This window comes from Janthinobacterium lividum, from assembly GCF_034424625.1.
GTDB classification, from domain to species: Bacteria; Pseudomonadota; Gammaproteobacteria; order Burkholderiales; family Burkholderiaceae_D; genus Janthinobacterium; species Janthinobacterium lividum.
The window spans coordinates 5,639,753-5,665,511 of the sequence record NZ_CP139976.1 but is presented as its reverse complement, the minus strand read 5'-3'; the positions used below and the strand labels follow the sequence as shown (position 1 = coordinate 5,665,511).

The following is a 25,759-nucleotide window of genomic DNA, read 5'->3' as shown; positions in this document are numbered from 1 at the left end:
AGTGAATAAATGGAATCGAGATCAAATGGCGGCCCGCGTGGCGGCCGACATCCATGAAGGCAGTGTCGTCAACCTGGGCATTGGCTTGCCGACCCTGGTGGCGAACCACTTGCCGGCTGGCGCAGACATCATCCTGCACAGCGAAAACGGCGTCATCGGCATGGGCCCCGCGCCCGCGCCCGGCGAGGAAGACTACGACCTGATCAACGCGGGCAAGCAGCCCGTCACCCTGCTGGCGGGCGGCAGCTATTTTCACCATGCCGACAGCTTTGCCATGATGCGCGGCGGCCACCTGGACATCTGCGTGCTGGGCGCTTTCCAGGTGTCCGCCACGGGCGACCTGGCCAACTGGCACACGGGCGCGCCGGACGCCATTCCCGCCGTGGGCGGGGCCATGGACCTGGCCATCGGCGCGAAAAAGACCTGGGTCATGATGGAATTGCTGACCAAGACGGGTGAAAGCAAGCTGGTGCAGGCCTGTACCTATCCGCTGACGGGCATCGCCTGCGTCAGCCGCATCTACAGCGACCTGGCCGTGCTCGACCTGTCGCCCGCCGGCGCCACGGTCGTCGAACTGGTGGACGGCTTGAGTTTCGAGCAGTTGCAAGCGTTGACGGTCGTGCCGCTGACGGACGGACGTTAATTCACCATCAATACGTCACCATCAATACGCAAACTACTTTCTTGGAGGAAAGAACATGACCCACGCATATATCTGCGACGCCCAGCGCACGCCGTTTGGCCGCTATGGCGGCGGACTCGCCGGCGTGCGCGCCGACGACCTGGGCGCCGTGCCCATCCGTGCCTTGATGGCACGCAATCCGCACGTGGACTGGACGGCTGTCACCGACGTGCTGTACGGCTGCGCCAACCAGGCGGGCGAGGATAACCGCAACGTGGCGCGCATGGCGGCCCTGCTGGCCGGCTTGCCCGACAGCGTGCCGGGCGCCACCCTGAACCGCCTGTGCGGCTCGGGCCTGGACGCCATCGGCAGTGCCGCCCGCTTCATCAAGAGCGGCGAGGCGGGCTTGCTGATCGCCGGCGGCGTGGAAAGCATGAGCCGCGCGCCGTTTGTCATGGGCAAGGCGGACAGCGCCTTTGCACGCGGCATGAAAATGGAAGACACGACCATCGGCTGGCGCTTCATCAATCCCTTGATGAAGGCGCAGTACGGCGTCGATTCGATGCCGGAAACGGCGGAAAACGTGGCCGTCGACTTCGGCATCAGCCGCGCGGACCAGGATGCGTTTGCCCTGGCCAGCCAGGTAAAAGCCCTGGCGGCGCAGCAGGCGGGCGTGTTCGACAGTGAAATCTGCCCCGTCAGCATCGCGCAAAAGAAAGGCGATCCTGTCGTCGTCGTTCGCGACGAGCATCCGCGCGCCACCACGCTCGACACCCTGGCCAAATTGAAACCCGTCGTGCGCGCGGACGGCACGATCACGGCCGGCAACGCGTCCGGCGTCAACGATGGCGCGGCGGCCCTGCTGCTGGCCGATGAAGCGAACGCGGTCCGCTTTGGCCTGACGCCGCGCGCCCGCGTCGTGGCCATGGCGACGGCCGGCGTGGCGCCGCGCATCATGGGCATCGGCCCCGCGCCCGCCACCCTGAAAGTGCTGGCCATGACGGGCTTGACCCTGGCCGACTTCGACGTCATCGAACTGAACGAAGCGTTCGCCGCCCAGGGCCTGGCCGTGCTGCGCCAGCTGGGCTTGCCTGACGACGACCCGCGCGTGAACCCGAATGGCGGCGCCATCGCCCTGGGCCATCCGCTGGGCGCATCGGGCGCGCGCCTGGCGATGACGGCCGTCAACCAGCTGCACCGCACGGGCGGCCGCTACGCGCTTTGTACCATGTGCATCGGCGTGGGCCAGGGCATCGCGCTGGTGCTGGAACGGGTCTGATTCCACGCGCCCGCAGGTGAAAAAAAGTTGCCGGCGATACGTATTAACGCGTATGCCGGGCGGCTTTTTGACCCCGATCAAGGGCGTATGATGCAAAACCAGCCCGGGCAACCCGGCTGGCGTTGGCTTTTTCACACGAACAAGAAGACTGATATGACATCCCACGATACTCCGCATGACGTTGCGCAGCTGACATCCCAGCAGCGCATCAAGGCCATCATTGGCGCTTCCTCCGGTAACCTGGTCGAATGGTTCGACTTCTACATTTACTCGTTCTGCGCGCTGTATTTCTCGCACGCCTTCTTCCCGTCCGGTAACCCGACGACGCAGCTGCTGCAGACGGCCGGCATCTTTGCCGCCGGCTTCCTCATGCGTCCGGTGGGCGGCTGGCTGTTCGGCCGCATCGCCGACAAATACGGCCGCCGCCAGTCGATGATGATTTCCGTGCTGATGATGTGCGGCGGCTCGCTGATGATCGCCGTGCTGCCCACGTATGAAACCATCGGCGCCTTCGCCCCGTTCCTGCTGCTGGTGGCGCGCCTGTTCCAGGGCTTGTCCGTGGGCGGCGAATACGGTACCAGCGCCACCTACATGAGCGAAGTGTCGGAATCGGGCAAGCGCGGCTTCTTTGCCTCGTTCCAGTACGTGACCCTGATCGGCGGCCAGCTGCTGGCTTTGCTGGTACTGGTGGTCTTGCAGCAATTGCTGACCCTGGAGGAGTTGCGTGCCTGGGGCTGGCGCATCCCGTTCGTGTTTGGCGCCCTGGCGGCCCTGGTGTCGCTGAACCTGCGTAAATCCCTGACGGAAACAACCACCGCCAGCGAGCGCAAGGACAAGGACGCGGGCAGCCTGCGCGGCTTGCTCAAGCACAAGCGCGCCTTCATCACGGTACTCGGCTTTACGGCCGGCGGCTCGCTCGTGTTCTACACGTTTACCACCTACATGCAGAAATACCTGGTCAACACGGCCGGCATGGACACCAAGACGGCCAGCGCCGTCATGACGTGCGCCTTGCTGGTCTACATGGTGCTGCAGCCGGTATTCGGCGCCTTGTCCGACCGCATCGGCCGCCGCACCTCGATGCTGTTCTTCGGCGGCCTGGCCACCCTGTGCGTGCTGCCGATCATGCATGCCTTGAAGGACATCACCAGCCCGTACGCGGCGTTTGGCCTGATCATCATCGCCCTGGCCATCATCAGTTTCTATACGTCGATCAGCGGCTTGATCAAGGCGGAAATGTTCCCCGTCGAAGTGCGCGCGCTGGGCGTGGGCCTGTCGTACGCGGTCGCCAACGCCATGTTCGGCGGTTCGGCCGAATATGTGGCGCTGCAGTTCAAGGCTTGGCACGTGGAAGAGTATTTCTATTGGTACGTGACTGTCATGTGCCTGATTTCCTTCATCGTCGCCATCCGCATGCCGGACCCGAGCCGCTCGGGACTGTTGAAGTAAGCTTGCCGTAAAATGGGGGACACTGCGGTGTCCCTTTTTCATCACCGTTATCGTGCCGATCAGGAGTTTTCATGCCGTATGTCATTCCCGCACCGATCCAGCCCAGCGTTCCCGTCACGGGCAGCGCCGACAGCTTTCCCGTCCACCGCATCTATTGCGTGGGCCGCAACTATGTCGACCACGCCAAGGAAATGGGCCACACGGGCCGCGAGGCGCCGTTTTTCTTCATGAAACCAAACGACGCCGTGCTGCCCGTGCCTGCCGGCACGACGGGCGAGCTGCCGTATCCGGCGCAGACGCAGGATTTCCAGCATGAGATGGAACTGGTGGTGGCCATCGGCAAGGGCGGCAGCGACATCGGCGTGGCCGATGCGCTGAGCCACGTGTGGGGCTATGCGATCGGCCTGGACATGACGCGCCGCGACGTGCAGGGCGCAGCGAAAAAACTGGGCCGTCCATGGGACACGGGCAAGGCCTTCGAGCATTCGGCGCCCATCGGCCCCATCACCCCGGCCGCGCAGGCGGGCGACGTCAAGCATGCTGCCATCACCCTGCACGTGAACGGTGAGCTGCGCCAGGGCAGCACGATCGACATGCTGATCTGGAACGTGGCCGAAACCATCGCCGACCTGTCGACCTACTTTACCTTGCAGCCGGGCGACCTGATCTACACAGGAACGCCGGCCGGCGTGGCGGCCGTGCAGCGCGGCGACGAGCTGGTGGGCGCCATCGATGGCCTGGAGACCTTGCGCGTGAAAGTGGTCTAAGTTTTCAAGGAGAGCGGCATGATGCACGATACGTATTCTGTAGCGCAACCCAAGCGCGCCGAGATCGACGCGTTGACGGGGCCGGCCCTGCTGGAATTTGGCACGGGCTGGTGCGGCCACTGCCGCGCCACCCAGGCGCCGCTGGCCGCCGCGTTTGCGCAGCACTCCGCGGTGCCGCATCTGCGCGTGGAAGACGGTCCCGGCCGCGCGCTGGGGCGTTCGTTCCGGGTAAAACTGTGGCCGACCTTGATTTTCCTCAAGGATGGCCGGGAAGTGGCGCGCCTCGTGCGCCCGCTCGACAGCCGCGAAATTGAGCAGACTTTTGCATTGATTGATGCGTAGGTCGGCTTAGCGCAGCGTAAGCCGACATCACCGCACATGCTCCATCACAACTTCTTGCCGCACTGCACCACTGCGCGTATCATAAGCCGCTTACAGCAAGATCAACCGCATCCTTAGTGATGCAGGCGCGATCATCGCCGGCCCGCTCCACCCGGAGGGGCCGCAGGCAAGGATTCACCACAAATGACCGATGCCGCGATGCCGACGCGCGGGTCTGGTACGGAATGCCTGGCGATACGCCGGGCCTGATACACGTCGCCCATCCCCTGACGCCTTTCCTGCCGTGCCCCGGGTAACCGGATGGCGCACGACCGTTGTTTCTCTAAATCAGCACTGATCACGGCGCGTTAGCGCGCGTTGCCGGCAGTTCGCTACGGCAACTAAAACCGTTGTTTTTTGTTTGCAAATTTAATAGCAAATGCGCAGCAAATGCCTGCGCGCAAGGCTATGATATGCGAACGACACGGAGACAACGTGCTGTGCTGCTGCCTGAAAAAACATCCAGAGAATGGCCTTTAGACACCCTCCCCAAGGAGCGCAGTAAATGAGCACCCCCCCCAAGAAAAATTCCCCCGGCACGGTGCTGTTCGCCAGCCTGATCGGCACCACCATCGAGTTCTTTGACTTTTATATCTACGCCACCGCCGCCGTGCTGGTGTTCCCGAAACTGTTCTTCCCCGCCGGCGACCCGTCGGCCGCCGTGCTGCAGTCGCTGGCCACGTTTGCCATCGCCTTCTTCGCGCGCCCCATCGGTTCGGCCGTGTTCGGCCACTTCGGCGACCGCATCGGCCGCAAGGCTACTCTTGTGGCAGCCTTGCTGACCATGGGTATTTCCACCGTCATCATCGGCTTGCTGCCGACCTATGCCGCCATCGGCACCCTGGCGCCGCTGCTGCTGGCGCTGTGCCGTTTCGGCCAGGGCCTGGGCCTGGGCGGCGAGTGGGGCGGCGCGGTGCTGCTGGCCACGGAAAACGCGCCACCGGGCAAGCGCGCCTGGTACGGCATGTTCCCGCAGCTGGGTGCGCCGATCGGCTTCTTCCTGTCTGGCGGCATCTTCCTGCTGCTGAGCGAAACCATGACCGACGAACAGTTCTTCAGCTACGGCTGGCGCATCCCGTTCCTGGCCAGCGCGCTGCTGGTCATCGTCGGCCTGTATGTGCGTCTGAAGATCACGGAAACGCCGGACTTCCAGAAAGTCATCGACAAGAAAGAGGTCGTCAAACTGCCGGTCGCCACCGTGTTCCGCCAGCATGGCCGCATGTTGTTCCTGGGCACCATCATCGCCCTGGCCACTTTCGTGTTGTTCTACCTGATGACGGTGTTCGCGCTGAGCTGGGGTACGACCAAGCTGGGCTTCACGCGCAAGGAATTCCTCATCGTGCAGCTGTTTGCCGTGCTGTTCTTTGCCCTGACGATACCCTTCTCGGCCGTGCTGGCCGACCGCCGCGGCCGCCGTGCGACCATGATCTGGGTCTCCGTCGCCATCGCCATCTTCGGCCTGGTGCTCGCGCCCATGTTCGGTTCCGGCGTGACCTGGGAAGTAACCGTCTTCATGGCCGTCGGCCTGGGCCTGATGGGCATGACCTACGGACCGCTGGGCACGATGCTGTCCGAGCTGTTCCCGCCTGAAGTGCGCTACACGGGCGCCTCGCTGACGTTCAACCTGGCCGGCATCCTGGGTGCCTCGCTGGCGCCGTACATCGCCACCTGGCTGGCCACCAACTACGGCTTGCAATACGTGGGCTACTACCTGTCGCTGGCGGCCGTGCTGACACTGGGCGCGCTGCTGATGGTGGGCAAGCCACGCGCGGGCAAGGAAGCCTGGGAATAAACACCCGCGCCAGCTGAATCCCCTTATGTAACGAACCCCGGAAGTTGGCATCCAACTTCCGGGGTTTTTTTATGGCGCCTCCGCCGCGCCATCATTCTGGCCGGTCATCCCGGCTCTCAGCCTCCCGATCCGTTTACCACTTCGGCGTGTACTTCAGGGTGAACTGCACGTTGCGCGGGTCGCCATAGTAGTTGTTCGAACCGGTGGTGTTGTAGGACGGGATGATGTAGCGCTTGTCGAACAGGTTGTTGACGTTGAGCGACAGGGCCACTTGCGGCGTGGCTTGCCAGCCCAGGCGCGCGTTCCAGATCGAGAAACCGGCAACCTTGAAGCTGCGTTCGGTATCGACCGTATGGCTTTGCAGGTTGGCGCCGGCGCCCACGCTGAATTTGTCCCAATCGCCAGGCAGGGTGTAGTTCGACCAAAGGCGCAGCATGTGCTTGGGCGTCCACGTCGAGAAGACCTGGCCCTTGTTGTCCGGATCGTCGAGGTAGGTCGTCGTCGTATAGGCGTAGCCGGCCGACAGCTGCAGGCCGCGCGCCACTTCGCCCGATACTTCCGCTTCCAGGCCCTGGCTGCGCACCTTGCCCGAGGCGCGCGAGCAGTACCAGCCGTCGCAGGCGAAACCGGCGGCGTAATCGGTGACGGCGCGGTCCTTGTGGTCATAGCGGAACACGGCCAGCGAGGTGTTGAGCTTGCCGTCCAGCAGTTCACCCTTGATGCCGCCCTCGTAGCTGCTGCCCGTGATCGGCTTGAGGGTCCGGCCTGCCACATCGTGGTTCGTCTGCGGCTGGAACACGTCCGCATAGCTGGCGTAGGCCGACCATTGCGGCGTCAGTGCATAGATCAGGCCCACCGATGGCGTGAACTTTGCCGTGGCGCTGGTGGCGTCGCGATAGCCGTCCGGCGTGGCATACAGGAAGTCGTACCAGTTGAAACGTCCGCCCAGCAGGACCTTCAGATTGCTCGTCAGCTGGCCGTTCCAGGTGGCGTACAGGCCTTTCTGGCGCATGTCGTAGGTGCTGTAGCTGGTCACGCCCGCTGGGCGCGCGGCGATGGTGTCGAAGTCCTGCCACGGGCGATGGTGGTTGATATTGAAGATGTCCGCACCTGTTTCCCACGCGCGCGCATAGCGGTCGGTCGACGTGAAGCTGGCATAGCTGGCGCCGACGACGACTTCCTGCGCGATGCCCAGGCCATTGAATTTGCCGCGCACGAAAGCGTCGATGCCGCGCTTGCGGTTGTCGAAATCGGTGGAAAAGTCGCCATAGCGCGCGCCGCTGCCATCGGGATTGATTTCAAAGGCCGTGCGCTGGTGCGTGGAGCTGGTGCTTTCATTCGTGCCCAGCGCCGAGGCTTTCAGGCTCCATTGCGTATTGAAATGGTGTTCCAGATCCAGGTAGACGGTGCTCTGCTCGACCTGGCTGCGGTTCCAGTCGGCGCCAGTGAAGGTAGAGCGCGGCAGTGGCAGTGCGCTGCCGTCCTTGTAGCGGGGCAGGCCGATGAAAGTGGGACGGCCGTGGGCCTTGACATGGCTGGCGGCAAGGCCCACGGTGGTGGCGGGCGCCAGGTCGTAGTCGAGCGCCGCGTACAGGGTGCGGTTCTTGCTCCACACCTGGTTGATGAAGGAGTGGCTATCGTCTTCATCGACGATGGCGCGTCCGCGCAGTGTGCCTTCCGCATTCAGGGGTGTGCTGATGTCGACCTGGGCGCCATAATGGTCCCAGGAGCCGGCGCGGCCCGTCAGCGTGATCGCGCGCGTGGCCAGCGGACGCTTGCGCACCAGATTGACTGAACCACCGGGGCTGCCCGTGCCGACCAGCATGCTCGAGGCGCCGCGCAGCACTTCCAGGCGGTCGTAGATGACCATGTTTTCCTGGCCCCAGTTGCCCAGTGCATAGGTGTTGCGGTCGATCGGCACGCCGTCGTACTGCCATTGGTCGATCTGGAAGCCGCGCGCCGTGATCACCACGCCCGGCCCCACGCCATGCACGCCCACCACGCCCGTGACGTTGTTGACGGCTTCGCGCAAGTCCGTGATGCCCTGGTCGTCCAGGCGCTGGCGCGTCAGCACGCTCACCGATTGGGGGATGTCCTTCATCGACTGCTCGCCCTTGCCGATGGTGATCTTGCGCGCCGTGTAGGAGCCGCTGCCTTCCGTGGTGGCGCCTTGTTCGGCCTGGCCGACGATGGTAATCGATGGCATGGTGCGCTCGGCAGCCGAGGCGGAGGTGGCGGCCGCTGTGGGCGCGGTTGCCGGCGCGGCCACCAGCACATAGCCGGTCGGGGTCTTGCCGATGGCGTAACCGCTGCCGCGCAGCAGCACGGCGAAACCGTCATCGATGGCATAGCTGCCCTGCAGTCCGGCGCTTTGCAAGCCTTGTACCTTGGCGGCGTCGATGACGATGGAGACGCCCGCCTGCTGCGCATAGCGGTTCAGGGCGCCGGCCAGCGGGCCGGCGGGGATGGCGTAGCTGGCGACAGCCGGCATGGCCTGGGCGACGGCCTGGGCGTGCAGGCCGGCGCCAGCGAGCAGCATGGCGGCCAGGGTCAGCGGGCGCAGACGCGTGCGCAGGGTATTCGGGGAGGAAATGGCAACGACTTGAGCGTACATGTGACAGCCTTTTTTGAATGATCTCAGCTGCCTTGACGCACGAGATGCACACAGTGGAACCGCGAACGCAAAAAATTCTCTATTTATTTTTTGCGGCGCCGCTGGCGGGGGCATCGACCATCACGAGATAGCGCGTCAGCATGCGGATGCGCAGTTGTGGGAAATTGTCGATGAGGAGCTGCAGCGCCTTGTCCGTGTCGTCCAGCGGCAGCACGGCGGCCACGCGGATGCCGGCGATCTGCGCGCGGTCGTAATGCAGCTGGCCGGGGCGGTGGCGCGCCAGCTCGTCGAGTACTTCGGCAAGCGGCTGGTCGTCGACCACCAGCTGGTGCGCGCGCCACGCTTCCTGCACGCTGGCCGCATCGATGGCCATGATAGGTCCCACGCCATCGTCCGTGATGCGCGCGCGCTGGCCCGCCTGCACCACGACGGCCGGATGTTGCGGCACCTGTGCCAGCACTTTGGACTCCAGCATGCTCAAGGTGGTGCTGCCGCCTTCCTTGCGGACGCTGAAGCGCGTACCCAGCGCGCGTATCGCCGCCTGGTTGCTGTCGACGATGAAAGGGCGCTGCGCATCCTTGGCCACGTCGACGAGGATGTCGCCGCGTACCAGTTCCAGATGCCGCTCGCCCGCATTGAAATGCACGTTGACGGCGCTGTGGCTGCCCAGGGTCAGGCGGCTGCCATCGGCCAGGGTGTGCGTCTGCCATTGTCCCGTGGGGCTGCGCAGGTCGGCCAGCAGGTAGGCGGGGCGCTCGCTGATGACCAGCGCGCCGGTCAGCGCCAGCACGGCCACGGCGCTGGCGGCGGCCAGCTGGCGCAGACGCTGGCGCTTTGGGGCGAGGGCGGCCAGGGCGGCGCGCGCGGGGCGATGGTCGCCGCCGGCCGGCTCGCGCACGGCGCTCAATTGAAGCAGCAGGTTTTCCATGCCGGCGGCGACTGTCGCGTGCAGCGGGTCGGCCGCCTTCCATGCGGCGAAGCCGGCCCGCGCCGTGTCGCGCTCGGACGGGTCGTCGGCGCTCAGGCGCACGATCCACCGTGCAGCCTGCTCGGCCGCCGCGTCGGTGCGCGTGCTGTTCATGCCGCCATGGCCGGGCAGGCGTGGCGGCAGGCCAGCAAGGCTTGCACCAGGTATTTCTGTACCATGCGCGTGGAGACGTTCAGCTGCGCGGCGACGGCGGCCTGCGGCTGTTCTTCCAGGTAGTGCAGCAAAAAAGCGTCGCGCGCCTTGGCGGACAAGCCATCCAGTGCCGTGGCGATCTGCTCGAGCGCCTGCACGGCCATCAGGATCTCGTCCGGCGAGGGTGCGCCGGGCAGGCTGTCGGCCAGCAGGGCCAGTTCCGCCAGGTAGCTGCGCTCGAGTATCTGGCGGCGCGCGCGGTCGAGCAGCAATCGCTTTGCCGTGGTGGACAGATAGGCGCGCGGCTCGCGCATGCCGAACAGGGCGTCGCGCGAGGCGATGATGCGCACGAACGTATCTTGCGCCACGTCGGCCGCGCCATGCGGACAGCTGAGTTTTTTGCGCAGCCAGCCGACCAGCCAGCCGTGATGCTCGCTGTAGAGCGAATGCACTTGCTGTTGCAGGCTGGGCTGGATAGCGGACATGGATGATGAATAATATAAATGAGAATTATTCTCATTGTAAGCCGCAGGGGCCGCTTGCCACAATCCCCAATGCATGCGCAGAGGGCAGGTGTTGCGTGCAGGCCGCATGCGCGATGATGGCGGAAATGAAAAAACCCGCCGCTGCACGGGGCAGGGGCGGGTTTATCAGTGCTGCAAATTCTTGGTGGTGATAGGTGGACTTGAACCACCGACCCCAGCATTATGAATGCTGTGCTCTAACCAACTGAGCTATATCACCAAACAGACCGGTCAGACCGGATGCTGGTTGCGACCATGGTGATGCCATGATCCTTGTTCTTTGGTGGTGATAGGTGGACTTGAACCACCGACCCCAGCATTATGAATGCTGTGCTCTAACCAACTGAGCTATATCACCCAACAGCCGAGCATTATCCAGTCTTCCCATTTCCTTGTCAATGCCGGCGCAAAAAAATGTGCGGATTTTTCACGCGCCAGCACAGGCATGATTATTTTTGTAACGGCGTCAGCAAGGGCTGGATCTGCGCCAGCATGGACGAGGCCGGATCAGCGCCCAGGCAATCGATGACGATGCGTTCCGGCATCGAGCGCAGCCAGGTGAGCTGCCGCTTGGCCAGCTGGCGCGTGGCGATGATGCCCGTCTCGCGCAGGGCGGCGCGGTCGATGCGGCCATCGAGATACTCCCAGGCCTGGCGGTAGCCCACGCAGCGCATCGAGGGCAAACCCGGGTGCAGGTCGCCGCGCCGGCGCAGCTGCTCCACTTCATCGAGCAGGGCATCGTCTTTCAGCATGAGGTCGAAGCGCGTGGCGATGCGCGCATGCAGCACGGCGCGGTCCGACGGTTCCAGCGCGAACGATTGCAATTGAAATGGCAGCACGGTCTTTTCGCGCCGGGCCAGCAGGGCCGACATGGGCTGGCCGGACAGGGCGATGATTTCCAGCGCGCGGCCGATGCGCTGCGCATCCTGCGGCGCCAGGCGCGCGGCCGTGACGGGATCTTGTTCGGCCAGGCGCGCATGCATGGCGGGCCAGCCGATGGCGGCCGCGTCTTCTTCCAGCCGGGCGCGCAGGACGGGATCGGCGCCGGGCAAGTCGTCGAGGCCATCGGCCAGGCCCTTGAAGTACAGCATGGTGCCGCCGACGAGCAGCGGCAGTCTGCCGCGCGCCGTGATCTCCGCCACCAGGCGCAGGGTGTCATTGCGGAACTGCGCCACGGAATACGCATCGAGCGGATCGATGATGTCGATCAAATGATGCGGTACCTGGGCCAGTTCTTCCTTCGACGGCTTGGCCGTGCCGATATCCATGCTCCGGTAGACGAGGGCGGAATCGACGGAGATGATCTCGGATGGAATGGCTTGCGCGATGGCCAGCGCACTGGCCGTCTTGCCGCTGGCCGTGGGGCCCATGATGGCGACGGCCAGGGGGAGGTGTGGGGTGTTTTGCATGTTGACTTTTGTAAGGTGATGCGTAGGTCGGATTAGCGCAAGCGTAATCCGACGTGATACCGCCGCCGCAGTGTCGGATTACGCTGCGCTAATCCGACCTACTGTCTATTGGCCGCGCAGGAACAGTTTATCGAGTGCATTGATCTCGACCTGTACCCATGTCGGCCGGCCGTGGTTGCACTGGTCGGCGCGTTCCGTGCTCTCCATCTGGCGCAGCAGGGCGTTCATTTCCTGTACCGATAAAATCCGGTTGGCGCGCACGGCCGTGTGGCAGGCCAGGGTGCCCAGCAATTCGTTCTGGCGCTCGATCAGCACGCGCGAGCCGCCGTATTCGCGCACGTCGCGCAGCACGTCGCGCGCCAGGGTTTGCGCGTCCGCGTTTTTGAGCAGGGTCGGCACGGAGCGCACGGCCAGGGTGGTGGGCGACAGGGCGGCGATGTCGAAGCCCAGCGCTTTCAATGTGTCCTGGTTTTCATTCGCCGTCGACACTTCGATGGCGTCCGCGTAGAACGTCACGGGTATCAGCAAGGATTGCACCTGCATGTCCTGGCCGGAGACTTGCGCCTGCAGCGCGTTTTTCAGCTGCTCGTACAGGATGCGTTCGTGCGCCGCGTGCATGTCGACCAGCACCAGGCCCTTGGTGTTCTGCGCCAGGATGTAGATGCCATGCAGCTGGGCCAGGGCAAAGCCCAGCGGATATTCTTCGCGCGCCATCGCTTCGGGCGAGGCGATGTAGGGTTCCACCTGCGCGATGGGAGAACTGGTAGCGCCGCCGCCGAACAGGGCGCCGTAGGCGGACGTGTCCTGCGCCACGCCTGGCGCATCGGCAAAGAAGGGACGGGCCGCGCCGGGCGAGGCAGGCGCGAAGGTATTCGTGAATTGTGCGCCGAACGAGGTCTGCGTCTGCTCGCGGCGCCAGATGCCAGGTCCACCCAAACCCGCGCCCGCGGTATCACCGCCGAGGCTGGAGGCAGCCGGCAGGGGCGCCGGCACGCTGCCGAACGCCGTGGCCGACGTCTGCGCCAGGGCGCGCTGTACCGCGTGGAAGACGAACTGGTGCACGGAACGGCTGTCGCGGAAGCGTACTTCGATCTTCGACGGGTGCACGTTGACGTCGACCAGGGCCGGGTCGAGGTCGAGCGCCAGCACATAGGACGGAAAACGGTCGCCATGCAGCACGTCCTGGTAGGCCATGCGCACGGCGTGCACCAGCAGCTTGTCGCGCACGAAGCGCCCGTTGACATAAAAGAACTGGCCGTCGGCGCGCGCCTTGGACGCCGTCGGCAAGCCGGCAAAGCCGTGAATGCGCAAGGTGCCGGCCGATTCGTCCAGCGCCAGGCGCGCTTCGGCGAAGTCATTGCCCAGGATGTGGGCGCTGCGCTTGGCCAGTTCGCTGATATTCCACTGGTCGATGGTGCGGCCATTGTGCGACAGCGAGAACGACACGTCCGGCCGCGCCAGGGCGATGCGGCGCACGACTTCGGCGCAATGGCCGTACTCCGTCTGCTCCGATTTGAGGAATTTGCGCCGCGCGGGCGTGTTGAAATACAGGTCTTGCACGTCGACCGTGGTGCCGTGCGCGCCTGACGACGGCGAGACGCTGCCATTGTGCGAGCCGACGATTTCCCACGCGTGGGCCGCGTCCGCCGTGCGCGACGTCACGGTAACGGCAGCCACGGAAGCGATCGAGGCCAGCGCCTCGCCGCGAAAGCCCAGCGTGCCCACGTTTTCCAGGTCGTGCAGGGACGCGATCTTCGAGGTGGCGTGGCGCGCCAGGGCCAGCGGCAGCTGGTCCTTGTCGATGCCGCGGCCGTTATCGGTAATCGCGATGCGTTTCACGCCCCCTTCTTCCAGCCGCACGGTGATCTGCGTGGCGCCCGAGTCGAGCGCGTTTTCCAGCAACTCCTTGACGACGGCGGACGGCCGCTCGACCACCTCGCCGGCGGCGATTTGCGAAATCAACTGGTCAGGCAAGGCCTGGATCGGGCGGTGGGGCGTAATGGGAGCGTTCATGCCCTGATTATAACGGGTTGCGAATTGCCGGGCATCGGCTACTTCGCCACCTCCCGTACCGGTATCGGCGCATTGCACAAGTCAATATGGCCGGCCGTGACCTTGCTCCACGGGCCGCCGCGGTGGCGCTGGGCGTCCAGCACGGCCTGGTAGGCGGCGCTGTCGGTGCGCATCACTTCCAGGTTTGCGCGCTGTGCCAAGGGCACGCTGGCGGCCAGGCGGATGGACTTGATCGGCACGTTTTTCTCGGGGCTGTCATAAAAGCCCATGGGGCCCGTGCCGCGCGGCAGGGTCGACAGCAATGGCATGCCGGAGACGACTCTGCCGACGACCGTGATGTCGCGGTCCAGGTGGCGCGGCGACTGGCCGATGACGGCGTACAGTTCCGTGCCGCCGCCACTGTCGCTGGCGCTGTCGCGGCCCACGCCCACGGTGGCGTAGCAATGCGTGAGCCAGGCCGTGCCGGTTTTCGGGTCGCGCGCGGACGGGAAGCCGTTCGAATGCCCCACTTGCGGCGCATAGCCATCGACGTCCGGCAGGCGCGTGAAGCTCTCGACGTTTTTCAAGGGCACGGTGAATTCACCGGGCAGGGTGCGCTGCGCATGCTGGATCGGCTTGGGATTTTTCTCGTTCGGATCGCCCCACTGCGCCACCCAGTTGTCCTGCGCGCGCGTGATGGCCAGGCCGTCGTAATACTGTTCGGCCACCAGGGCCTTGATGTTGGCCACGTGCTTCGGTGCGAAGTCTGGCGCCAGTTCGATCACCACGCGGCCAGCGGGAATGTCCAGGTACAGGGTGTTGTCCGGATCCAGCGGACGCCAGTCGGACGGTTTCGAAGCCTTGATCACGTCGGCCAAGCCCGCTTTGGCGGGAAGTTCGGCGGGCGCCTTGATCTGCACAGGCGCCGCGTGGGCAGTCAGATGCGCAAGGCCCAGTACGGTGGCCATGGTCAGGCCGCTCAGTGGGTGTCGATACATGTTTTCTCCTGGTCGGCGCGGGTTGCGCCGGTCAGAAAGTGTATACCGGAATGGCAATATTTCGCTGAAAAAACGTTGCGCGGGCCGAACATGGTATGCCAGCAGGAAAACTGGCCTGAGCGAGTTGGCGTCGGTAATTCCTTAACCTTTCCTTAAAATGCCACACGCGCACGGGCACCGCATAATTAATCCTGAAATATCGGGCCGGGGACTGCCGTTGCGCTGGCCGGGTGGTGTATGATTCCGCCGCTACCTTTAGGGAAAAATATATGGATTTTGTGCAATTCCTCGACATGATCGTGCATGTCGACAAGACGCTGGGTCTCTTGATCGAGCAGTACGGTACCCTCGTGTATGCGGTGCTGTTCGCCATTATTTTTTGCGAGACAGGCCTCGTGGTGCTGTTTTTCTTCCCTGGGGATACCTTGCTGTTTATCGCCGGCGCGTTCTGCGCGACGGGACAGATGCACCTGGGCTTGCTGATCTTCCTGCTTGTCACGGCGGCCATCACGGGCAACACGCTCAATTACTGGATAGGCGAGGCCATCGGGCAAAGGGTGTTTACCCACGATTACCGCTGGATCAACAAGGATGCCATGCGCCGCACGCACGAATTCTTTGAAAAGCACGGCGGCAAGACCATCATCCTGGCCCGTTTCGTGCCAGTGGTGCGTACCTTCGCGCCGTTCGTCGCTGGCATTTCCGACATGACGCATGCGCGCTTCCAGATGTACAACGTGACGGGCGCCCTGTTGTGGGTGGTCGGTCTGGTGACGGCGGGTTACTTCTTCGGCAATATCCCGTGGATCCGCGACCACCTGACCTTGATCGTGCTGATCGGTGTCGGCGCCGCCGTCGTGCCGGTGGTACTGGGCGGCTTGTGGAAACTCTACAAGCGCATGGTCGGCAAGTCGGCGTAAGGCCGCATGGATCCGGGGCAAGCGCGCTGCGGCACAGCCCGCAGCCGGCCCCGGATCCCGTTTTTCTCTGCCTTGTTTCTGTTTTACTCCCGCGCTGATTCAAGTTTTGTTGCTTTCCAGCCGTAAACCAGAGGGTATTCTCACTTTCTGGATTTCCATGCGACATTTGAGCGCCCTGTTAGCTTGCAGCCTTGCCGCGATGACGGCCATGGCAAGCGCCAAAGATGCCCCCGCCCCGGCGAGCGCCGCCGCATCCGCGCCCATGTCGGCGTCGGCGCGCGCGGCCGCCATGAAAACCCTGACCGAATCGGTGAAGGGCAAGGAGGCCAAGGCGCCTGTCGTCGTCGCGCCCACGGCGCGCGAGAAGGAAGAAGCGGCCGAAGTCGACCTGTCCGAACGCATCGCGGCGCGCCTGGCGGAAATGCGCGCGACCCAGGCGGCCCGCGCCGCCGCCCGCGCCAAGCGCGCCGCCGTGGTGAAGGCCGCGCCGCCGCCACCGCCGCCCGTGCCGCGCGGCACGCACTGGTCGTACGAAGGCGACAGCGGCCCGGCCCACTGGAGCAAGATCAATGTCGACTGGGCCAAGTGCGGCAATGGCAGCCGGCAGTCGCCGATCGATATCCGCGACGGCATGAAGGTGGAACTCGAGCAGATCAGCTTTGACTACCATCCGTCGTCGTTCAATGTGGTCGACAATGGCCACACGGTGCAGGTGGGCGTGAGCGGCGGCAATTACATCACGGTGCAGAACCGCATGTTCGAGCTGCAGCAATTCCATTTCCACCGTCCGTCCGAAGAGCGCATCAATGGCAAGGCATTCGAGATGGTGGTGCACCTGGTGCACCGCGATGCGGAAGGCCGGCAAGCCGTGCTGGCGCTGCTGCTGGAGCGGGGCGCGCCGCAAGCGACCATCCAGACCGTGTGGAACAACCTGCCGCTGGAAAAATTCGAGACCATGCAGCCGACCATCCTGCTCGACCCGGCCGAGATGCTGCCCACGCGGCGCGATTACTACACGTACATGGGGTCGATGACGGAGCCGCCTTGCAGCGAAGGCGTGCTGTGGCTGGTGATGAAGCAGCCGGTGCAGGCTTCGCCGGCGCAGATGGCGCTGTTCAGCCGCTTGTATCCCTTGAATGCGCGCCCGATCCAGCCTGCCAACGGCCGCATCATCAAGGAGTCGAATTAAATAAATGCGAGATGCTGGCGGCCCGTCCATTCGGCGCCGGCGGCCAGCAGGTCGGGCTGGATCAGGGCTGGCTCGATGCAGATGAAGCGCTGGTATTCATCGTCGGCCAGGTCGGGCAGGGCGGCCGCGTCTTGCGCGCCCGGGTTCCACACGACGGCGTCCGTAAAACCCTGCTGTTCCAGGCGCAGCGTATGGCCGCCGGACTGCAGACTCAAGGCGCCCGGCAGCTGGTAGTAGATGCGGTCCAGCTTGTCCGCGAATTGCAGCACTTCTTCCGCCTGCAAGGCATCTTGCGGCGTTTCGTCCGAATAGCGCACGCGCTGCAAGCCGCCGACGCGCGCCTCGCTCAATTGATCTATCGAAAAATAGCTGTGCAGGGCCGCCGAGAATGGAAACGCCTGCTCGCCCGTGTTATGCACTGACAGGTTCAGTTCCAGCGTCTGCGCCTTGACGGCCACGCGCAGGCGCAAGGTGAAGGCATAGGCCCAGGTGGCGGCGATCGCTTCCGGCAAGTCAGCCTGGGTCAGGGCAAATTGCGCCCATGCAGCGCCATCGGTGTCGCCGCTCGATTCCAGCTGCCAGGTCGCCACGCGCGCAAAGCCGTGGCGCATGCCCGTGCCGCGCGCGCCGAACTGGGGAAAGATCACGGGCACGCCGCCACGGATGGCGCGGCTGCCATCGAGCGCGGAATCCCGGCTGCAGAACAGGCGCTCCTGGCCATCGCTGGTCTGCCACGAGACCAGGTGGCCGCCGTACAGGGTGACGGTCGCCTGCGCGCCGTCGGCGGCGCGGATGGTCACGGCCGGCAGCTCGCCAAAGATACTCTTGCTCATGCTAGGCTTTCATGTCAGGTCAGGCGGCTTTTCGCCAGCGGCGGATTCTTGGCAAAATAATTCTTGATGCCCGTGACGATGGCGTCGGCCATCTGGTCCTGATAGCCGTTGTCGGTCAGCTTGGCTTCTTCTTCCGGATTGGAGATGAACGCCGTCTCGATCAGGATGGAGGGAATGTCCGGCGCCTTCAGCACGGCGAAGCCGGCCTGCTCGACGGAACCCTTGTGCAGACGGTTGATGCCGCCGATTTCGCGCAGCACGGCCTTGCCCAGCTTCATGCTGTCATTGATCTGCGCCGTTGTCGACAGGTCGAGCAGCACGCTGGCCAGCTGCTTGTCGTGGTTCTTTACGTTCACGCCGCCAATCAGGTCGGCCTGGTTTTCCTTGTTGGCCAGCCAGCGCGCGGCCGTCGAGGTGGCGCCTTTTTCGGACAGCACGAAGACGGACGAGCCGCGCGCCGTCGGCTGGATGAAGGCGTCGGCGTGGATCGAGACGAACAGGTCGGCCTGTACCTTGCGCGCCTTTTCCACGCGCATGCCCAGCGGGACGAAGAAGTCGGCGTCGCGCGTGAGCATGACGCGCATGTTTGGCTGCAGTTCCAGCTTGGTCTTGAGGCGCTTGGCGATGGCCAGCACCACGTCTTTTTCGCGGCTGCCCCGGCTGCCCATGGCGCCAGGATCTTCGCCGCCGTGGCCGGGATCGAGCGCGATGGTAATCATGCGCACCACCTTCTGGCCCGGCAGCGGGCGCGCTTCGGGACGCTGTTCCGGGCGGATGTCGGGCACGGGCGGCACGATGGGCGCTACCGGTGGCACGACGGCGGCCACGGGCGGCTTGCCGCTGTCGGGCAGGGGCAGCGCGGGCGGCGGCGTATGCGTGCCGGCCATCGGCGGCTTGGCGGGGTCGCTCGACCAGTCGCCCTTTTCGATCATTTGCGCGATCAGGTCCGGCTCGTGCACGGGATACAGGTCGAAGATCAAACGGTGGTTGTAGGAGCCGGCCGGCGGCAGCGTAAACAGCTGCGGCGTGACCTCTTCCTTCAGGTCGAATACCAGGCGCACGACGTTGGGCCGGTTCTGGCCCACGCGCACCTGCTTGATGTAGGGGTCGTTCGACTGGATCTTCGCCACCAGGCCCTTGAGCGTTGGATTGAGTTCCAGTCCTTCGATGTCGACCACCAGGCGTTCCGGGTCCTTGACGATGAAGTGGGTCGCCTTGAGGATGCTGTCGTTTTCCAGCGTGACGCGGGTATAGTCCTCGGCCGGCCAGACGCGCACGGCGAGAATTTGCGCCGCCATCGCCGACATGGGCGCGAACACGGACAGCAGCAGGGTGCCGCCGGCCTTGAGCACCGTGCGCCGGGTGATGGGCGAGGAGATCAAAGGTTCGGGGCGAATTTGAGACGGTGAAGGCATGACAGACCCAATTCAGAAGACGCTTGCAATTCTACATCACGTCCTGTACCCGCAACGTTCAAATAAATATTCAGGTCCGCCGGCGGCAGCACCGGCTCGGCTTTCTCCGGCCATTCGACGATGCAGATATTGCGGCCGTCGAAGTCTTCGCGAAAACCCGCGTCGAGGAATTCCTCGGCGCTGCCCATGCGGTACAGGTCGAAATGGATGACGTTGACGCTCTGGCCATCGAGCTGCACCGTGTACGGTTCGGACAAGGTATAGGTGGGGCTTTTCACGTGGCCCGCATGGCCGGCCGCGTGCAGCAGGGCGCGCGTGAGGGCCGTCTTGCCGGCGCCCAGGTCGCCGTGCAGGTAGATCGCCAGGCCCGGCGCCAGTGCGCGCGCCAGCGCGGCGCCCAGCGCGGCGGTGCCGGCTTCGTCGTGGAGGTGGGCTTTGAAGTGTTCGGTCATTATCTTCGGTATCGCATAAAATGGAGGCTGCTGTCATTGTAACCGCCCGCGCGCCTGCCGTTTTCCGTAAAGTCCCCTATGTCCGCCACCGTCACCGATCTCGCCGCCTTGGCGCGCACCATTAAAGAATGGGGGCGCGAGCTGGGTTTTGCCGAGGTGCGTATCGCCGACGTGGACCTGTCGCACATGGAAGCGCCCTTGCAAGCCTGGCTCGATGCAGGGTATCACGGCGAAATGGATTACATGGCCAGCCACGGCATGAAGCGTGCGCGCCCGGCCGAACTGGTGCCGGGCACGGTGCGCGCCATCAGCGCGCGCATGAATTATCTGCCGCCGGCGCTGGGGCCCGACTGGCGTGAGCACGAGGCGGCGCGCGATGCCGATCCCGCGGCGGCCGTGATCTCCGTGTATGCGCGCGGCCGCGACTATCACAAGGTCATGCGTTCGCGCCTGCAGCAGCTGGCCGAGCGCATCAAGGGCGAGATCGGCGACTTCGGCTACCGCGTCTTCAGCGATTCGGCGCCCGTGATGGAAGTCGAGCTGGCGCAAAAGGGCGGGCTGGGCTGGCGCGGCAAGCATACCTTGCTGATCAACCGCCAGGGCGGTTCCTTCTTTTTCCTCGGCGAGATACTCATCGACGTGCCGCTGCCCGTCGACCCGCCGGAGACCCCGCGCTGCGGCCAGTGCTCGGCGTGCATCACGGTGTGCCCGACGCAAGCCATCCTGGGGCCGTACCAGCTTGACGCGCGCCGCTGCATCTCCTACCTGACGATCGAATTGAAGGGGGCCATTCCCGTCGAGATGCGCCCCTTGATCGGCAACAAGGTGTATGGCTGCGACGATTGCCAGACCGTCTGCCCGTGGAACAAGTTCGCCCAGCGCGCCGTCGTGCCGGACTTCGACGAGCGCCACAGCCTGGGCAGCGCCGGCATGGTGGAACTGTTCGCCTGGACGGAAGAAGAGTTCAACCGCCGCATGGAAGGCAGCGCGATCCGCCGCATCGGCCACGAACGCTGGCTGCGCAACCTGGCCGTCGGCATGGGCAACGCGGCGACCAAGGCCCGGGGCCAGGCCGACATCGTCGCCGCCCTGCTGTCGCGCCGCGAGCACCCATCGGCCATCGTGCGCGAACACGTCGAATGGGCGCTGGCGCTGCACGGCATCGCCTGACCTGCGTTTATTTCTGCGTTTATCCCTGCGTTTAAACCTGCTTCAGGCGCAGCGCCGACCACTCGCCATCGATGGCGACCATGGCCACGCTGTCGAGGCCCATGGTTTGCGCAAAGCCGCGGATATCGTCGCGCTGGATGTCGCTGCCCGCTTTGATGCCGCCCTTGCGGTACGCCACCCAGAGCGCGCCGCCGGGCGCCAGGCGCGCCCGCGACGCCGGCAGGTACTGCTCCAGTTCCGCGCGGCTGCGCGCGAACAGCAATAGCCAGTCGGCATTTTCACCGTCCCGCACCAGCCGCTCTGGCGGCAACTGCGCCAGCAATTCCCCATGCTCGCCGCCGTCATTGAGCACGGCCAGGGCCGTGGCATTTTTCACATACATTTTTTCTGGGACAGTTTTTTCAGGCATGGCAAGGGCGTGTCGATTGCGGAAAGACGAGCATAACAAATTTCTCCTTGACTTATCGATATATCGTTATAAAATGACGATACCTACTAACGATATATCTTTAAAGAGAAAACATGAGAAACTCACACCACGCAGAACACGGCCATCACGGCCATCACCATCATCACGGCCATTGCGGCCAGCAGTATCACCATGGCGAACACCGCCACGAGCACCGCAGTGAATACGCCATGCATGGCCGCGGCCCGCGCGGTTTCGACGAGCGCGGCGACGGCATGGGCCATGGCGGCCCCGGTGGCCCAGGTGGACGTGGGCGCGGCGAACGGGCCGAGCGCGTCTTCGGCCGCGGCGACCTGCCGCTGATCGTGCTGGCGCTGATCGAGATCAGCCCGCGCCACGGCTATGAAATCATCAAGGCCATCGAAGAGCGTTGCGGCGGCGCCTACGCCCCCAGCCCGGGCGCCGTGTACCCGACCCTGACCCTGCTGGAAGAGCAGGATCACGTCACCTCAAGCGAGAGCGCCAGCGGCAAGAAGCTCTACACGATCACGGACCTGGGGCGCGCGTATCTCGACGAGAACCGCGCCCAGGTGGATGGCATCCTGGCCCGCCTCGACATGTTTGCCCGCGCCCAGGCGCGCAACGCCTTGCCCGAGCGCGTGCGCCAGGCCATGCACACCCTCAAGCATGCGCTGTTGCTGAACAAGACCAGCTGGAACGACGCCGAAGCCGAGCGCGTCTCCGCCGTGCTGGAGCAGGCGGCGAATGCCATCGTCGACGGCCACTGAGCCTACTTTACAAGGATAAGCAATGACTACTGCATCACCTACAGCACCACGTCCGCATGCCATCGAGCGCGTGCGGCATGACTTGAAACTGCGCGTGCTCACCGTCGTGCGAACGGAGCAGCTGACGCCGCACATGCGCCGCATCACCCTGGCGGGCGACGACCTGGATGGCTTTGTCTCGCCGGCGCACGACGATCACGTCAAGCTGTTCTTCCCCGCCCCGGGCGAGACAGCGCCCGTGTTTCCCGTGCTGGGCAATGGCCCGAATCCCATCCAGTACGCGGAAGGCGCGCGTCCCATCGCCCGTAACTACACGCCGCGCCGCTATGACGCCGCGCGGCGCGAGCTGGAAATCGACTTCGTGCTGCATGGCGACGGCCCCGCGGCCAGCTGGGCGGCGCAAGCGGCGCCCGGCCAGACCCTGGGCGTGGGCGGACCGCGCGGCTCCATGCTGGTGCCGCTCGATTTCGACTGGTATGTGCTGGTGGGCGACCAGACGGCCTTGCCGGCCATTGCCCGCCGCCTGGAGCAGTTGCCGGCCACGGCGCGGGCGATTGCCGTGATCGAGATCGTCGAAGACGGCGAACAGATCGCGTTGGAGTGCGCCGCGCAGCTGGACGTGCGCTGGGTCGCGCGCCATGGCCGCAAGGGGCCGCTGCTGCTGGAAGAATTGGCGCAGGTCGCCTTGCCGCAGGATGGTGACGGTTACGTGTGGGTGGCGTGCGAGCATGCGCAGGTGCAGGGCTTGCGCGGGCACTTTATTGACGCCGGTGTGCCGAAGCAGCACCTGCATGTGGCCAGTTACTGGAAGCATGGGGCGGCGGAGCATCACGAGCACCATGATGCGTGATGGCGGTGGTGTCGGGTTACGCGCTGAGCGCTAACCCGACCTACCCGACCTACATTGCAATGTAGGTTGGATTAGCGGCGCGCCAGCGCCGCGTAATCCAACATTGCTGCATTACTTCAACAACCCCGCCAGCTCCACTGCCGTCTTGACCTGCATCTTGTCGAAGATATGCGCGCGGTGGACTTCCACGGTGCGCATGCTGATGCCCAGCTTGTCGGCCACCACCTTGTTCATCTTGCCCGCCAAAATCAGGTCCAGCACTTCGCGTTCGCGCGTCGACAGGGTGGCCAGGCGCGCATGCACGGCGGCCAGTTCGCCCGCCTGGCGCGAGTTGGCCAGGCCCTGCTGCACGCGGTCCATCAGGTCGTTGTCGTTGAACGGCTTTTCAAAGAAATCGAAGGCGCCCCGTTTCAGGCTGTCCACGGCCATCGGCACGTCGCCGTGGCCGGTGAGGAAAATCACGGGCAGGCGCGCCGTCAGGTCGCGCTTGACCAGCTGGTCGAACAGGGCGATGCCGTTCATGTCGGGCATGCGCACGTCGAGCAGCACGCAGTCGCCGGCGGCGTCGAAGCTGCCGTCCAGGCTATCGAGGAATTGCTGCGCGCTGGCATAGTTGCGCGCCTCGATGCTGCGCGAGGCGGCCAGCCAGGACAGGGAGTCGCGCACGACCTCTTCGTCGTCAATGATGTGTAGCATGTGGTCTCCGGCTTGTCGTTATGCGTTATTCGTTAATGCGAGTGCGGCGCGCGCGGCGCGGCCGGCACGCTGAATGTAAAGATGGTACCGCCAGCGGGGTTGGCGCCGAAGGTCAGCGCGCCGCCATGAAATTCGATGGCGGTGCGGCAGATGTTCAAGCCCATGCCCATGCCTTCGGACTTGGTCGAGAAAAAAGGCGAAAACAGCCGCTCGGCCACGTCCTGGGGAATGCCGTGGCCATGGTCGATCACGTCCACCGTCACCATGCCCTGCTGCGCGTCGTGGCTGGCCCGCAGGCGCATGATACGCCGTCCCGGCGCCGCATCCTGCATGGCTTCGATGGCGTTGCGCGTCAGGTTCAGCAGCACTTGCTCGATCATCACGGGGTCGGCGCGCAGCAGCGGCAAGTCCGGCGGCAGCTCTTCCTGGATGGTGACATAGTATTTGCGGGCCTGCAGGTCGATCAGCGCGCGGATGCCATCGATCAGGGTGCGGATGGCGATATCCTGGCGTTGCGGCTCGCTCTTGCGCACGAAATCGTGCACGCTGCGGATGATCTGGCCGGCCCGCTGCGCCTGCGCGCTGGCTTGCTCCAGCGCCGGTTTCAAGGTGCCCGGATCGACGGGGGCGTCATGCTCGATGGCGCGGCGGATCAGGTTCAGCGCTCCCGTGGTATAGCTGGAAATGGCCGCCAGCGGCTGATTTAATTCGTGCGCCAGCATCGACGCCAGCTCGCCCATGGTGGCCAGGCGCGAACTCGTTTGCAGTTTTTCCTGCTGCTGGCGATTCAGTTCCTCGACCCGCTTGCGGTCCGAGATATCGAGCACGGAACCCATCCAGCCCGTCTGCTGGCCGTTCTTGTCCACCAGCGGCGCTTCGAAGATCAGCACGGCCACGCGCGTGCCGTCGGGGCGCTGGAAATAGGTTTCGAACTGCGGCGTGGGATTGCCGGCCAGGGCCTTGACGAAGCGCTGCTGGTATTCCTCCAGCGCCTCGGGCACCCAGTAGGGCATGGGCGGCAGGCGCCCCAGGATTTCCTCGGGCGGATAGCCGACGATCTGGCAAAACGCGGGATTCACATATGTGACTCTTCCTTCGAGGTCGCGCGCGCGCATGCCCGTCACCAGCGAGTTTTCCATCGCCGTGCGAAACAGCATCTGCTGGCGCAGCGCGCCCTCGGCCACCAGGCGGCGCGAAATATGCCGCCACAGGGCCAGCAGGCTCCATAATAAACCCAGCGACAGGGCGATGACGGAGCCGACCAGCAGATTGGGCAGCAGCTTGGGCTGGCTTTTCACGCTGTCGGTAAACAAGGTGATGGTGGCGCCGGGCACGTCGAGCGCGCGCTTGTGCGTGTACACGCCGTGGCCGGGACCGGCGGCGGCGCGCCGCGCCAGCACCTTGTCGTCGCGGTCGATCAGCGAAATCTGGTTATCCTGCGCAAACCACCACGGCACCATTTCATCGAGCAGGCTGCTGATCTGGTAAGTGGCCACCAGGCTGCCGACATAGCGCTGACCATCGAACAGGGGCTGGTGGTAATCCATCAGCATGGCGCCCGGCGGCGCGTCGGGAAAGCCGCTCTGCTGCGAAGGCTGGGCGTACTGGCCCCGGTGCAGGCGGCGCGCATTGTCGGCCGCCGTCAGCGAGGCCGGTGAAAACGACAAGGCATGCGGCAGGCTGTTGTCGCTGGTGGCCAGCACCTTGCCGCTGGTGTCGAGCCACAGCACGCGTTGCAGTTCGCGGCCATTGCGCAGCATCTGCTGCAGCCGTTCGTGCACTTTTTCCGCGCCCAGCGAGGCGCTGGCGATATCGACACCCAGGTTGAACAGGCTTTCTTCGTTGCGCGCCAGCTGGAAGCGGATGGTCTGCTCCACCCACAGGGTGTCGGCGATCAATTGCTCCTGGCGCTCGTTGCTTTCCATCTGGCGCGCCTGCCAGGGCAGCCAGAACAGAATGGACAGGAACAGCAGCAGCAATATGACGGGCAGCAGCCAGCGCATCGGGCTCGATAGCTTGAAGCGGCGTGCAAGGGTGGGGGGAGTCGGCATGGCTGGCAGGGTAGCGGCTTATCGGGAGCCGGCTATTGT

Annotated in this window: 23 protein-coding genes and 2 tRNA genes; 11 read left to right on the top strand and 14 right to left on the bottom strand. The window is 64.6% G+C overall.

The window, feature by feature from the left end; genetic code table 11:
• Position 1 precedes the first annotated feature (1 nt).
• The 6 genes from U0004_RS25560 (at position 2) to U0004_RS25535 (ending at position 6,290) form a co-directional block, all read left to right on the top strand.
• The gene (locus tag U0004_RS25560) at positions 2 to 643 is read left to right on the top strand and encodes a 3-oxoacid CoA-transferase subunit B (RefSeq protein WP_070257443.1); all 642 of its coding nucleotides are present in this window, start codon (positions 2 to 4) and stop codon (positions 641 to 643) included.
• 55 nt (positions 644 to 698) lie between these two features.
• Positions 699 to 1,901: a 3-oxoadipyl-CoA thiolase gene (gene pcaF / locus U0004_RS25555; RefSeq protein WP_070257444.1), complete on the top strand. Its 1,203-nt coding sequence runs from the start codon at positions 699 to 701 to the stop codon at positions 1,899 to 1,901.
• Between the two features lie 153 nt (positions 1,902 to 2,054).
• On the top strand, positions 2,055 to 3,350 hold the full coding sequence (locus U0004_RS25550; RefSeq protein ID WP_034780684.1) for an MFS family transporter: 1,296 nt from the start codon (positions 2,055 to 2,057) through the stop codon (positions 3,348 to 3,350).
• A gap of 71 nt (positions 3,351 to 3,421) precedes the next feature.
• The gene (locus U0004_RS25545; RefSeq protein ID WP_070257445.1) at positions 3,422 to 4,117 is read left to right on the top strand and encodes a fumarylacetoacetate hydrolase family protein; all 696 of its coding nucleotides are present in this window, start codon (positions 3,422 to 3,424) and stop codon (positions 4,115 to 4,117) included.
• An 18-nt stretch (positions 4,118 to 4,135) separates the two neighbouring features.
• Positions 4,136 to 4,459, top strand: coding sequence for a thioredoxin family protein (locus U0004_RS25540; RefSeq protein WP_115057579.1), 324 nt, complete (start codon positions 4,136 to 4,138; stop codon positions 4,457 to 4,459).
• 544 nt (positions 4,460 to 5,003) lie between these two features.
• Entirely contained in the window at positions 5,004 to 6,290 is a 1,287-nt protein-coding gene (locus U0004_RS25535; protein WP_034780077.1) for an MFS transporter, read from the top strand.
• Positions 6,291 to 6,423: 133 nt separating this feature from the next.
• On the opposite strand, the gene U0004_RS25530 is transcribed toward U0004_RS25535, so the two are convergent.
• The 8 genes from U0004_RS25530 to U0004_RS25495 all read right to left on the bottom strand — a co-directional run bounded on the left by U0004_RS25530 (position 6,424) and on the right by U0004_RS25495 (position 14,947).
• Complete coding sequence (locus U0004_RS25530; protein ID WP_070257446.1) at positions 6,424 to 8,904, bottom strand: TonB-dependent siderophore receptor; 2,481 nt, start codon at positions 8,902 to 8,904, stop codon at positions 6,424 to 6,426.
• Positions 8,905 to 8,983: 79 nt separating this feature from the next.
• Positions 8,984 to 9,985 carry a FecR family protein gene (locus U0004_RS25525; protein WP_070257447.1) on the bottom strand — a complete coding sequence of 334 codons (1,002 nt, stop codon included), beginning with the start codon at positions 9,983 to 9,985 and terminating at the stop codon, positions 8,984 to 8,986.
• Positions 9,982 to 10,509: a sigma-70 family RNA polymerase sigma factor gene (locus U0004_RS25520; protein WP_034780071.1), complete on the bottom strand. Its 528-nt coding sequence runs from the start codon at positions 10,507 to 10,509 to the stop codon at positions 9,982 to 9,984. Before U0004_RS25520 ends, U0004_RS25525 begins: the two co-directional genes overlap by 4 nt.
• Before the next feature lie 182 nt (positions 10,510 to 10,691).
• Positions 10,692 to 10,768: transfer RNA gene (locus U0004_RS25515), tRNA-Met, on the bottom strand.
• A gap of 61 nt (positions 10,769 to 10,829) precedes the next feature.
• A tRNA-Met gene (locus U0004_RS25510) sits at positions 10,830 to 10,906 on the bottom strand.
• Positions 10,907 to 10,997: 91 nt separating this feature from the next.
• Entirely contained in the window at positions 10,998 to 11,957 is a 960-nt protein-coding gene (gene miaA / locus U0004_RS25505; protein ID WP_070257448.1) for a tRNA (adenosine(37)-N6)-dimethylallyltransferase MiaA, read from the bottom strand.
• 105 nt (positions 11,958 to 12,062) lie between these two features.
• Positions 12,063 to 13,970 carry a DNA mismatch repair endonuclease MutL gene (gene mutL / locus U0004_RS25500; protein WP_070257449.1) on the bottom strand — a complete coding sequence of 636 codons (1,908 nt, stop codon included), beginning with the start codon at positions 13,968 to 13,970 and terminating at the stop codon, positions 12,063 to 12,065.
• Between the two features lie 38 nt (positions 13,971 to 14,008).
• Complete coding sequence (locus tag U0004_RS25495; protein ID WP_070257450.1) at positions 14,009 to 14,947, bottom strand: peptidylprolyl isomerase; 939 nt, start codon at positions 14,945 to 14,947, stop codon at positions 14,009 to 14,011.
• A 269-nt stretch (positions 14,948 to 15,216) separates the two neighbouring features.
• Here U0004_RS25495 and U0004_RS25490 point away from each other — a divergent pair, with 269 nt between their 5' ends.
• Positions 15,217 to 15,867 (top strand): VTT domain-containing protein, encoded by a 651-nt coding sequence (locus tag U0004_RS25490; protein WP_034780059.1) that lies wholly within the window; start codon positions 15,217 to 15,219, stop codon positions 15,865 to 15,867.
• Between the two features lie 208 nt (positions 15,868 to 16,075).
• Entirely contained in the window at positions 16,076 to 17,056 is a 981-nt protein-coding gene (locus U0004_RS25485) for a carbonic anhydrase (RefSeq protein WP_370452827.1), read from the top strand.
• Here U0004_RS25485 and U0004_RS25480 read toward each other — a convergent pair.
• The 3 genes from U0004_RS25480 to tsaE are packed head-to-tail and all read right to left on the bottom strand — an operon-like array spanning position 17,053 to position 19,756.
• Positions 17,053 to 17,889: a D-hexose-6-phosphate mutarotase gene (locus tag U0004_RS25480; protein WP_070257452.1), complete on the bottom strand. Its 837-nt coding sequence runs from the start codon at positions 17,887 to 17,889 to the stop codon at positions 17,053 to 17,055. The two genes, U0004_RS25485 and U0004_RS25480, sit on opposite strands and share 4 nt — an antisense overlap.
• A gap of 14 nt (positions 17,890 to 17,903) precedes the next feature.
• On the bottom strand, positions 17,904 to 19,304 hold the full coding sequence (locus tag U0004_RS25475; RefSeq protein WP_070257453.1) for an N-acetylmuramoyl-L-alanine amidase: 1,401 nt from the start codon (positions 19,302 to 19,304) through the stop codon (positions 17,904 to 17,906).
• Positions 19,268 to 19,756, bottom strand: coding sequence for a tRNA (adenosine(37)-N6)-threonylcarbamoyltransferase complex ATPase subunit type 1 TsaE (gene tsaE, locus U0004_RS25470; RefSeq protein ID WP_034780043.1), 489 nt, complete (start codon positions 19,754 to 19,756; stop codon positions 19,268 to 19,270). The genes U0004_RS25475 and tsaE overlap by 37 nt, the downstream gene beginning before the upstream one ends.
• Positions 19,757 to 19,834: 78 nt before the next feature.
• On the opposite strand from tsaE, the gene queG reads away from it, so the two are divergent.
• On the top strand, positions 19,835 to 20,926 hold the full coding sequence (queG, locus tag U0004_RS25465) for a tRNA epoxyqueuosine(34) reductase QueG (protein ID WP_034780040.1): 1,092 nt from the start codon (positions 19,835 to 19,837) through the stop codon (positions 20,924 to 20,926).
• Between the two features lie 31 nt (positions 20,927 to 20,957).
• Here the strand turns inward: queG and U0004_RS25460 are convergent, their stop codons facing one another.
• Positions 20,958 to 21,302, bottom strand: coding sequence for a DUF3052 family protein (locus tag U0004_RS25460; protein ID WP_167468697.1), 345 nt, complete (start codon positions 21,300 to 21,302; stop codon positions 20,958 to 20,960).
• Positions 21,303 to 21,448: 146 nt separating this feature from the next.
• On the opposite strand from U0004_RS25460, the gene U0004_RS25455 reads away from it, so the two are divergent.
• Complete coding sequence (locus U0004_RS25455) at positions 21,449 to 22,123, top strand: PadR family transcriptional regulator (protein WP_070257455.1); 675 nt, start codon at positions 21,449 to 21,451, stop codon at positions 22,121 to 22,123.
• A 22-nt stretch (positions 22,124 to 22,145) separates the two neighbouring features.
• Entirely contained in the window at positions 22,146 to 22,973 is an 828-nt protein-coding gene (locus tag U0004_RS25450) for a siderophore-interacting protein (RefSeq protein WP_070257456.1), read from the top strand.
• Positions 22,974 to 23,084: 111 nt separating this feature from the next.
• Here the strand turns inward: U0004_RS25450 and U0004_RS25445 are convergent, their stop codons facing one another.
• Entirely contained in the window at positions 23,085 to 23,669 is a 585-nt protein-coding gene (locus U0004_RS25445; RefSeq protein WP_034780029.1) for a response regulator transcription factor, read from the bottom strand.
• Positions 23,670 to 23,701: 32 nt separating this feature from the next.
• Positions 23,702 to 25,720 (bottom strand): sensor histidine kinase, encoded by a 2,019-nt coding sequence (locus tag U0004_RS25440; RefSeq protein ID WP_070257457.1) that lies wholly within the window; start codon positions 25,718 to 25,720, stop codon positions 23,702 to 23,704.
• Between the last annotated feature and the right edge of the window lie 39 nt (positions 25,721 to 25,759).

Excerpts from the sequence above, each read along its gene's own strand:
- pcaF (WP_070257444.1), top strand. The coding sequence starts at position 699 with ATGACCCACGCATATATCTGCGACGCCCAGCGCACGCCGTTTGGCCGC.
- U0004_RS25550 (WP_034780684.1), top strand. The coding sequence starts at position 2,055 with ATGACATCCCACGATACTCCGCATGACGTTGCGCAGCTGACATCCCAG.
- U0004_RS25545 (WP_070257445.1), top strand. The coding sequence starts at position 3,422 with ATGCCGTATGTCATTCCCGCACCGATCCAGCCCAGCGTTCCCGTCACG.
- U0004_RS25540 (WP_115057579.1), top strand. The coding sequence starts at position 4,136 with ATGATGCACGATACGTATTCTGTAGCGCAACCCAAGCGCGCCGAGATC.
- U0004_RS25535 (WP_034780077.1), top strand. The coding sequence starts at position 5,004 with ATGAGCACCCCCCCCAAGAAAAATTCCCCCGGCACGGTGCTGTTCGCC.
- U0004_RS25530 (WP_070257446.1), bottom strand. The coding sequence starts at position 8,904 with ATGTACGCTCAAGTCGTTGCCATTTCCTCCCCGAATACCCTGCGCACG.
- U0004_RS25525 (WP_070257447.1), bottom strand. The coding sequence starts at position 9,985 with ATGAACAGCACGCGCACCGACGCGGCGGCCGAGCAGGCTGCACGGTGG.
- U0004_RS25520 (WP_034780071.1), bottom strand. The coding sequence starts at position 10,509 with ATGTCCGCTATCCAGCCCAGCCTGCAACAGCAAGTGCATTCGCTCTAC.
- miaA (WP_070257448.1), bottom strand. The coding sequence starts at position 11,957 with ATGCAAAACACCCCACACCTCCCCCTGGCCGTCGCCATCATGGGCCCC.
- mutL (WP_070257449.1), bottom strand. The coding sequence starts at position 13,970 with ATGAACGCTCCCATTACGCCCCACCGCCCGATCCAGGCCTTGCCTGAC.
- U0004_RS25495 (WP_070257450.1), bottom strand. The coding sequence starts at position 14,947 with ATGTATCGACACCCACTGAGCGGCCTGACCATGGCCACCGTACTGGGC.
- U0004_RS25490 (WP_034780059.1), top strand. The coding sequence starts at position 15,217 with ATGGATTTTGTGCAATTCCTCGACATGATCGTGCATGTCGACAAGACG.
- U0004_RS25485 (WP_370452827.1), top strand. The coding sequence starts at position 16,076 with ATGGCAAGCGCCAAAGATGCCCCCGCCCCGGCGAGCGCCGCCGCATCC.
- U0004_RS25480 (WP_070257452.1), bottom strand. The coding sequence starts at position 17,889 with ATGAGCAAGAGTATCTTTGGCGAGCTGCCGGCCGTGACCATCCGCGCC.
- U0004_RS25475 (WP_070257453.1), bottom strand. The coding sequence starts at position 19,304 with ATGCCTTCACCGTCTCAAATTCGCCCCGAACCTTTGATCTCCTCGCCC.
- tsaE (WP_034780043.1), bottom strand. The coding sequence starts at position 19,756 with ATGACCGAACACTTCAAAGCCCACCTCCACGACGAAGCCGGCACCGCC.
- queG (WP_034780040.1), top strand. The coding sequence starts at position 19,835 with ATGTCCGCCACCGTCACCGATCTCGCCGCCTTGGCGCGCACCATTAAA.
- U0004_RS25455 (WP_070257455.1), top strand. The coding sequence starts at position 21,449 with ATGAGAAACTCACACCACGCAGAACACGGCCATCACGGCCATCACCAT.
- U0004_RS25450 (WP_070257456.1), top strand. The coding sequence starts at position 22,146 with ATGACTACTGCATCACCTACAGCACCACGTCCGCATGCCATCGAGCGC.
- U0004_RS25445 (WP_034780029.1), bottom strand. The coding sequence starts at position 23,669 with ATGCTACACATCATTGACGACGAAGAGGTCGTGCGCGACTCCCTGTCC.
- U0004_RS25440 (WP_070257457.1), bottom strand. The coding sequence starts at position 25,720 with ATGCCGACTCCCCCCACCCTTGCACGCCGCTTCAAGCTATCGAGCCCG.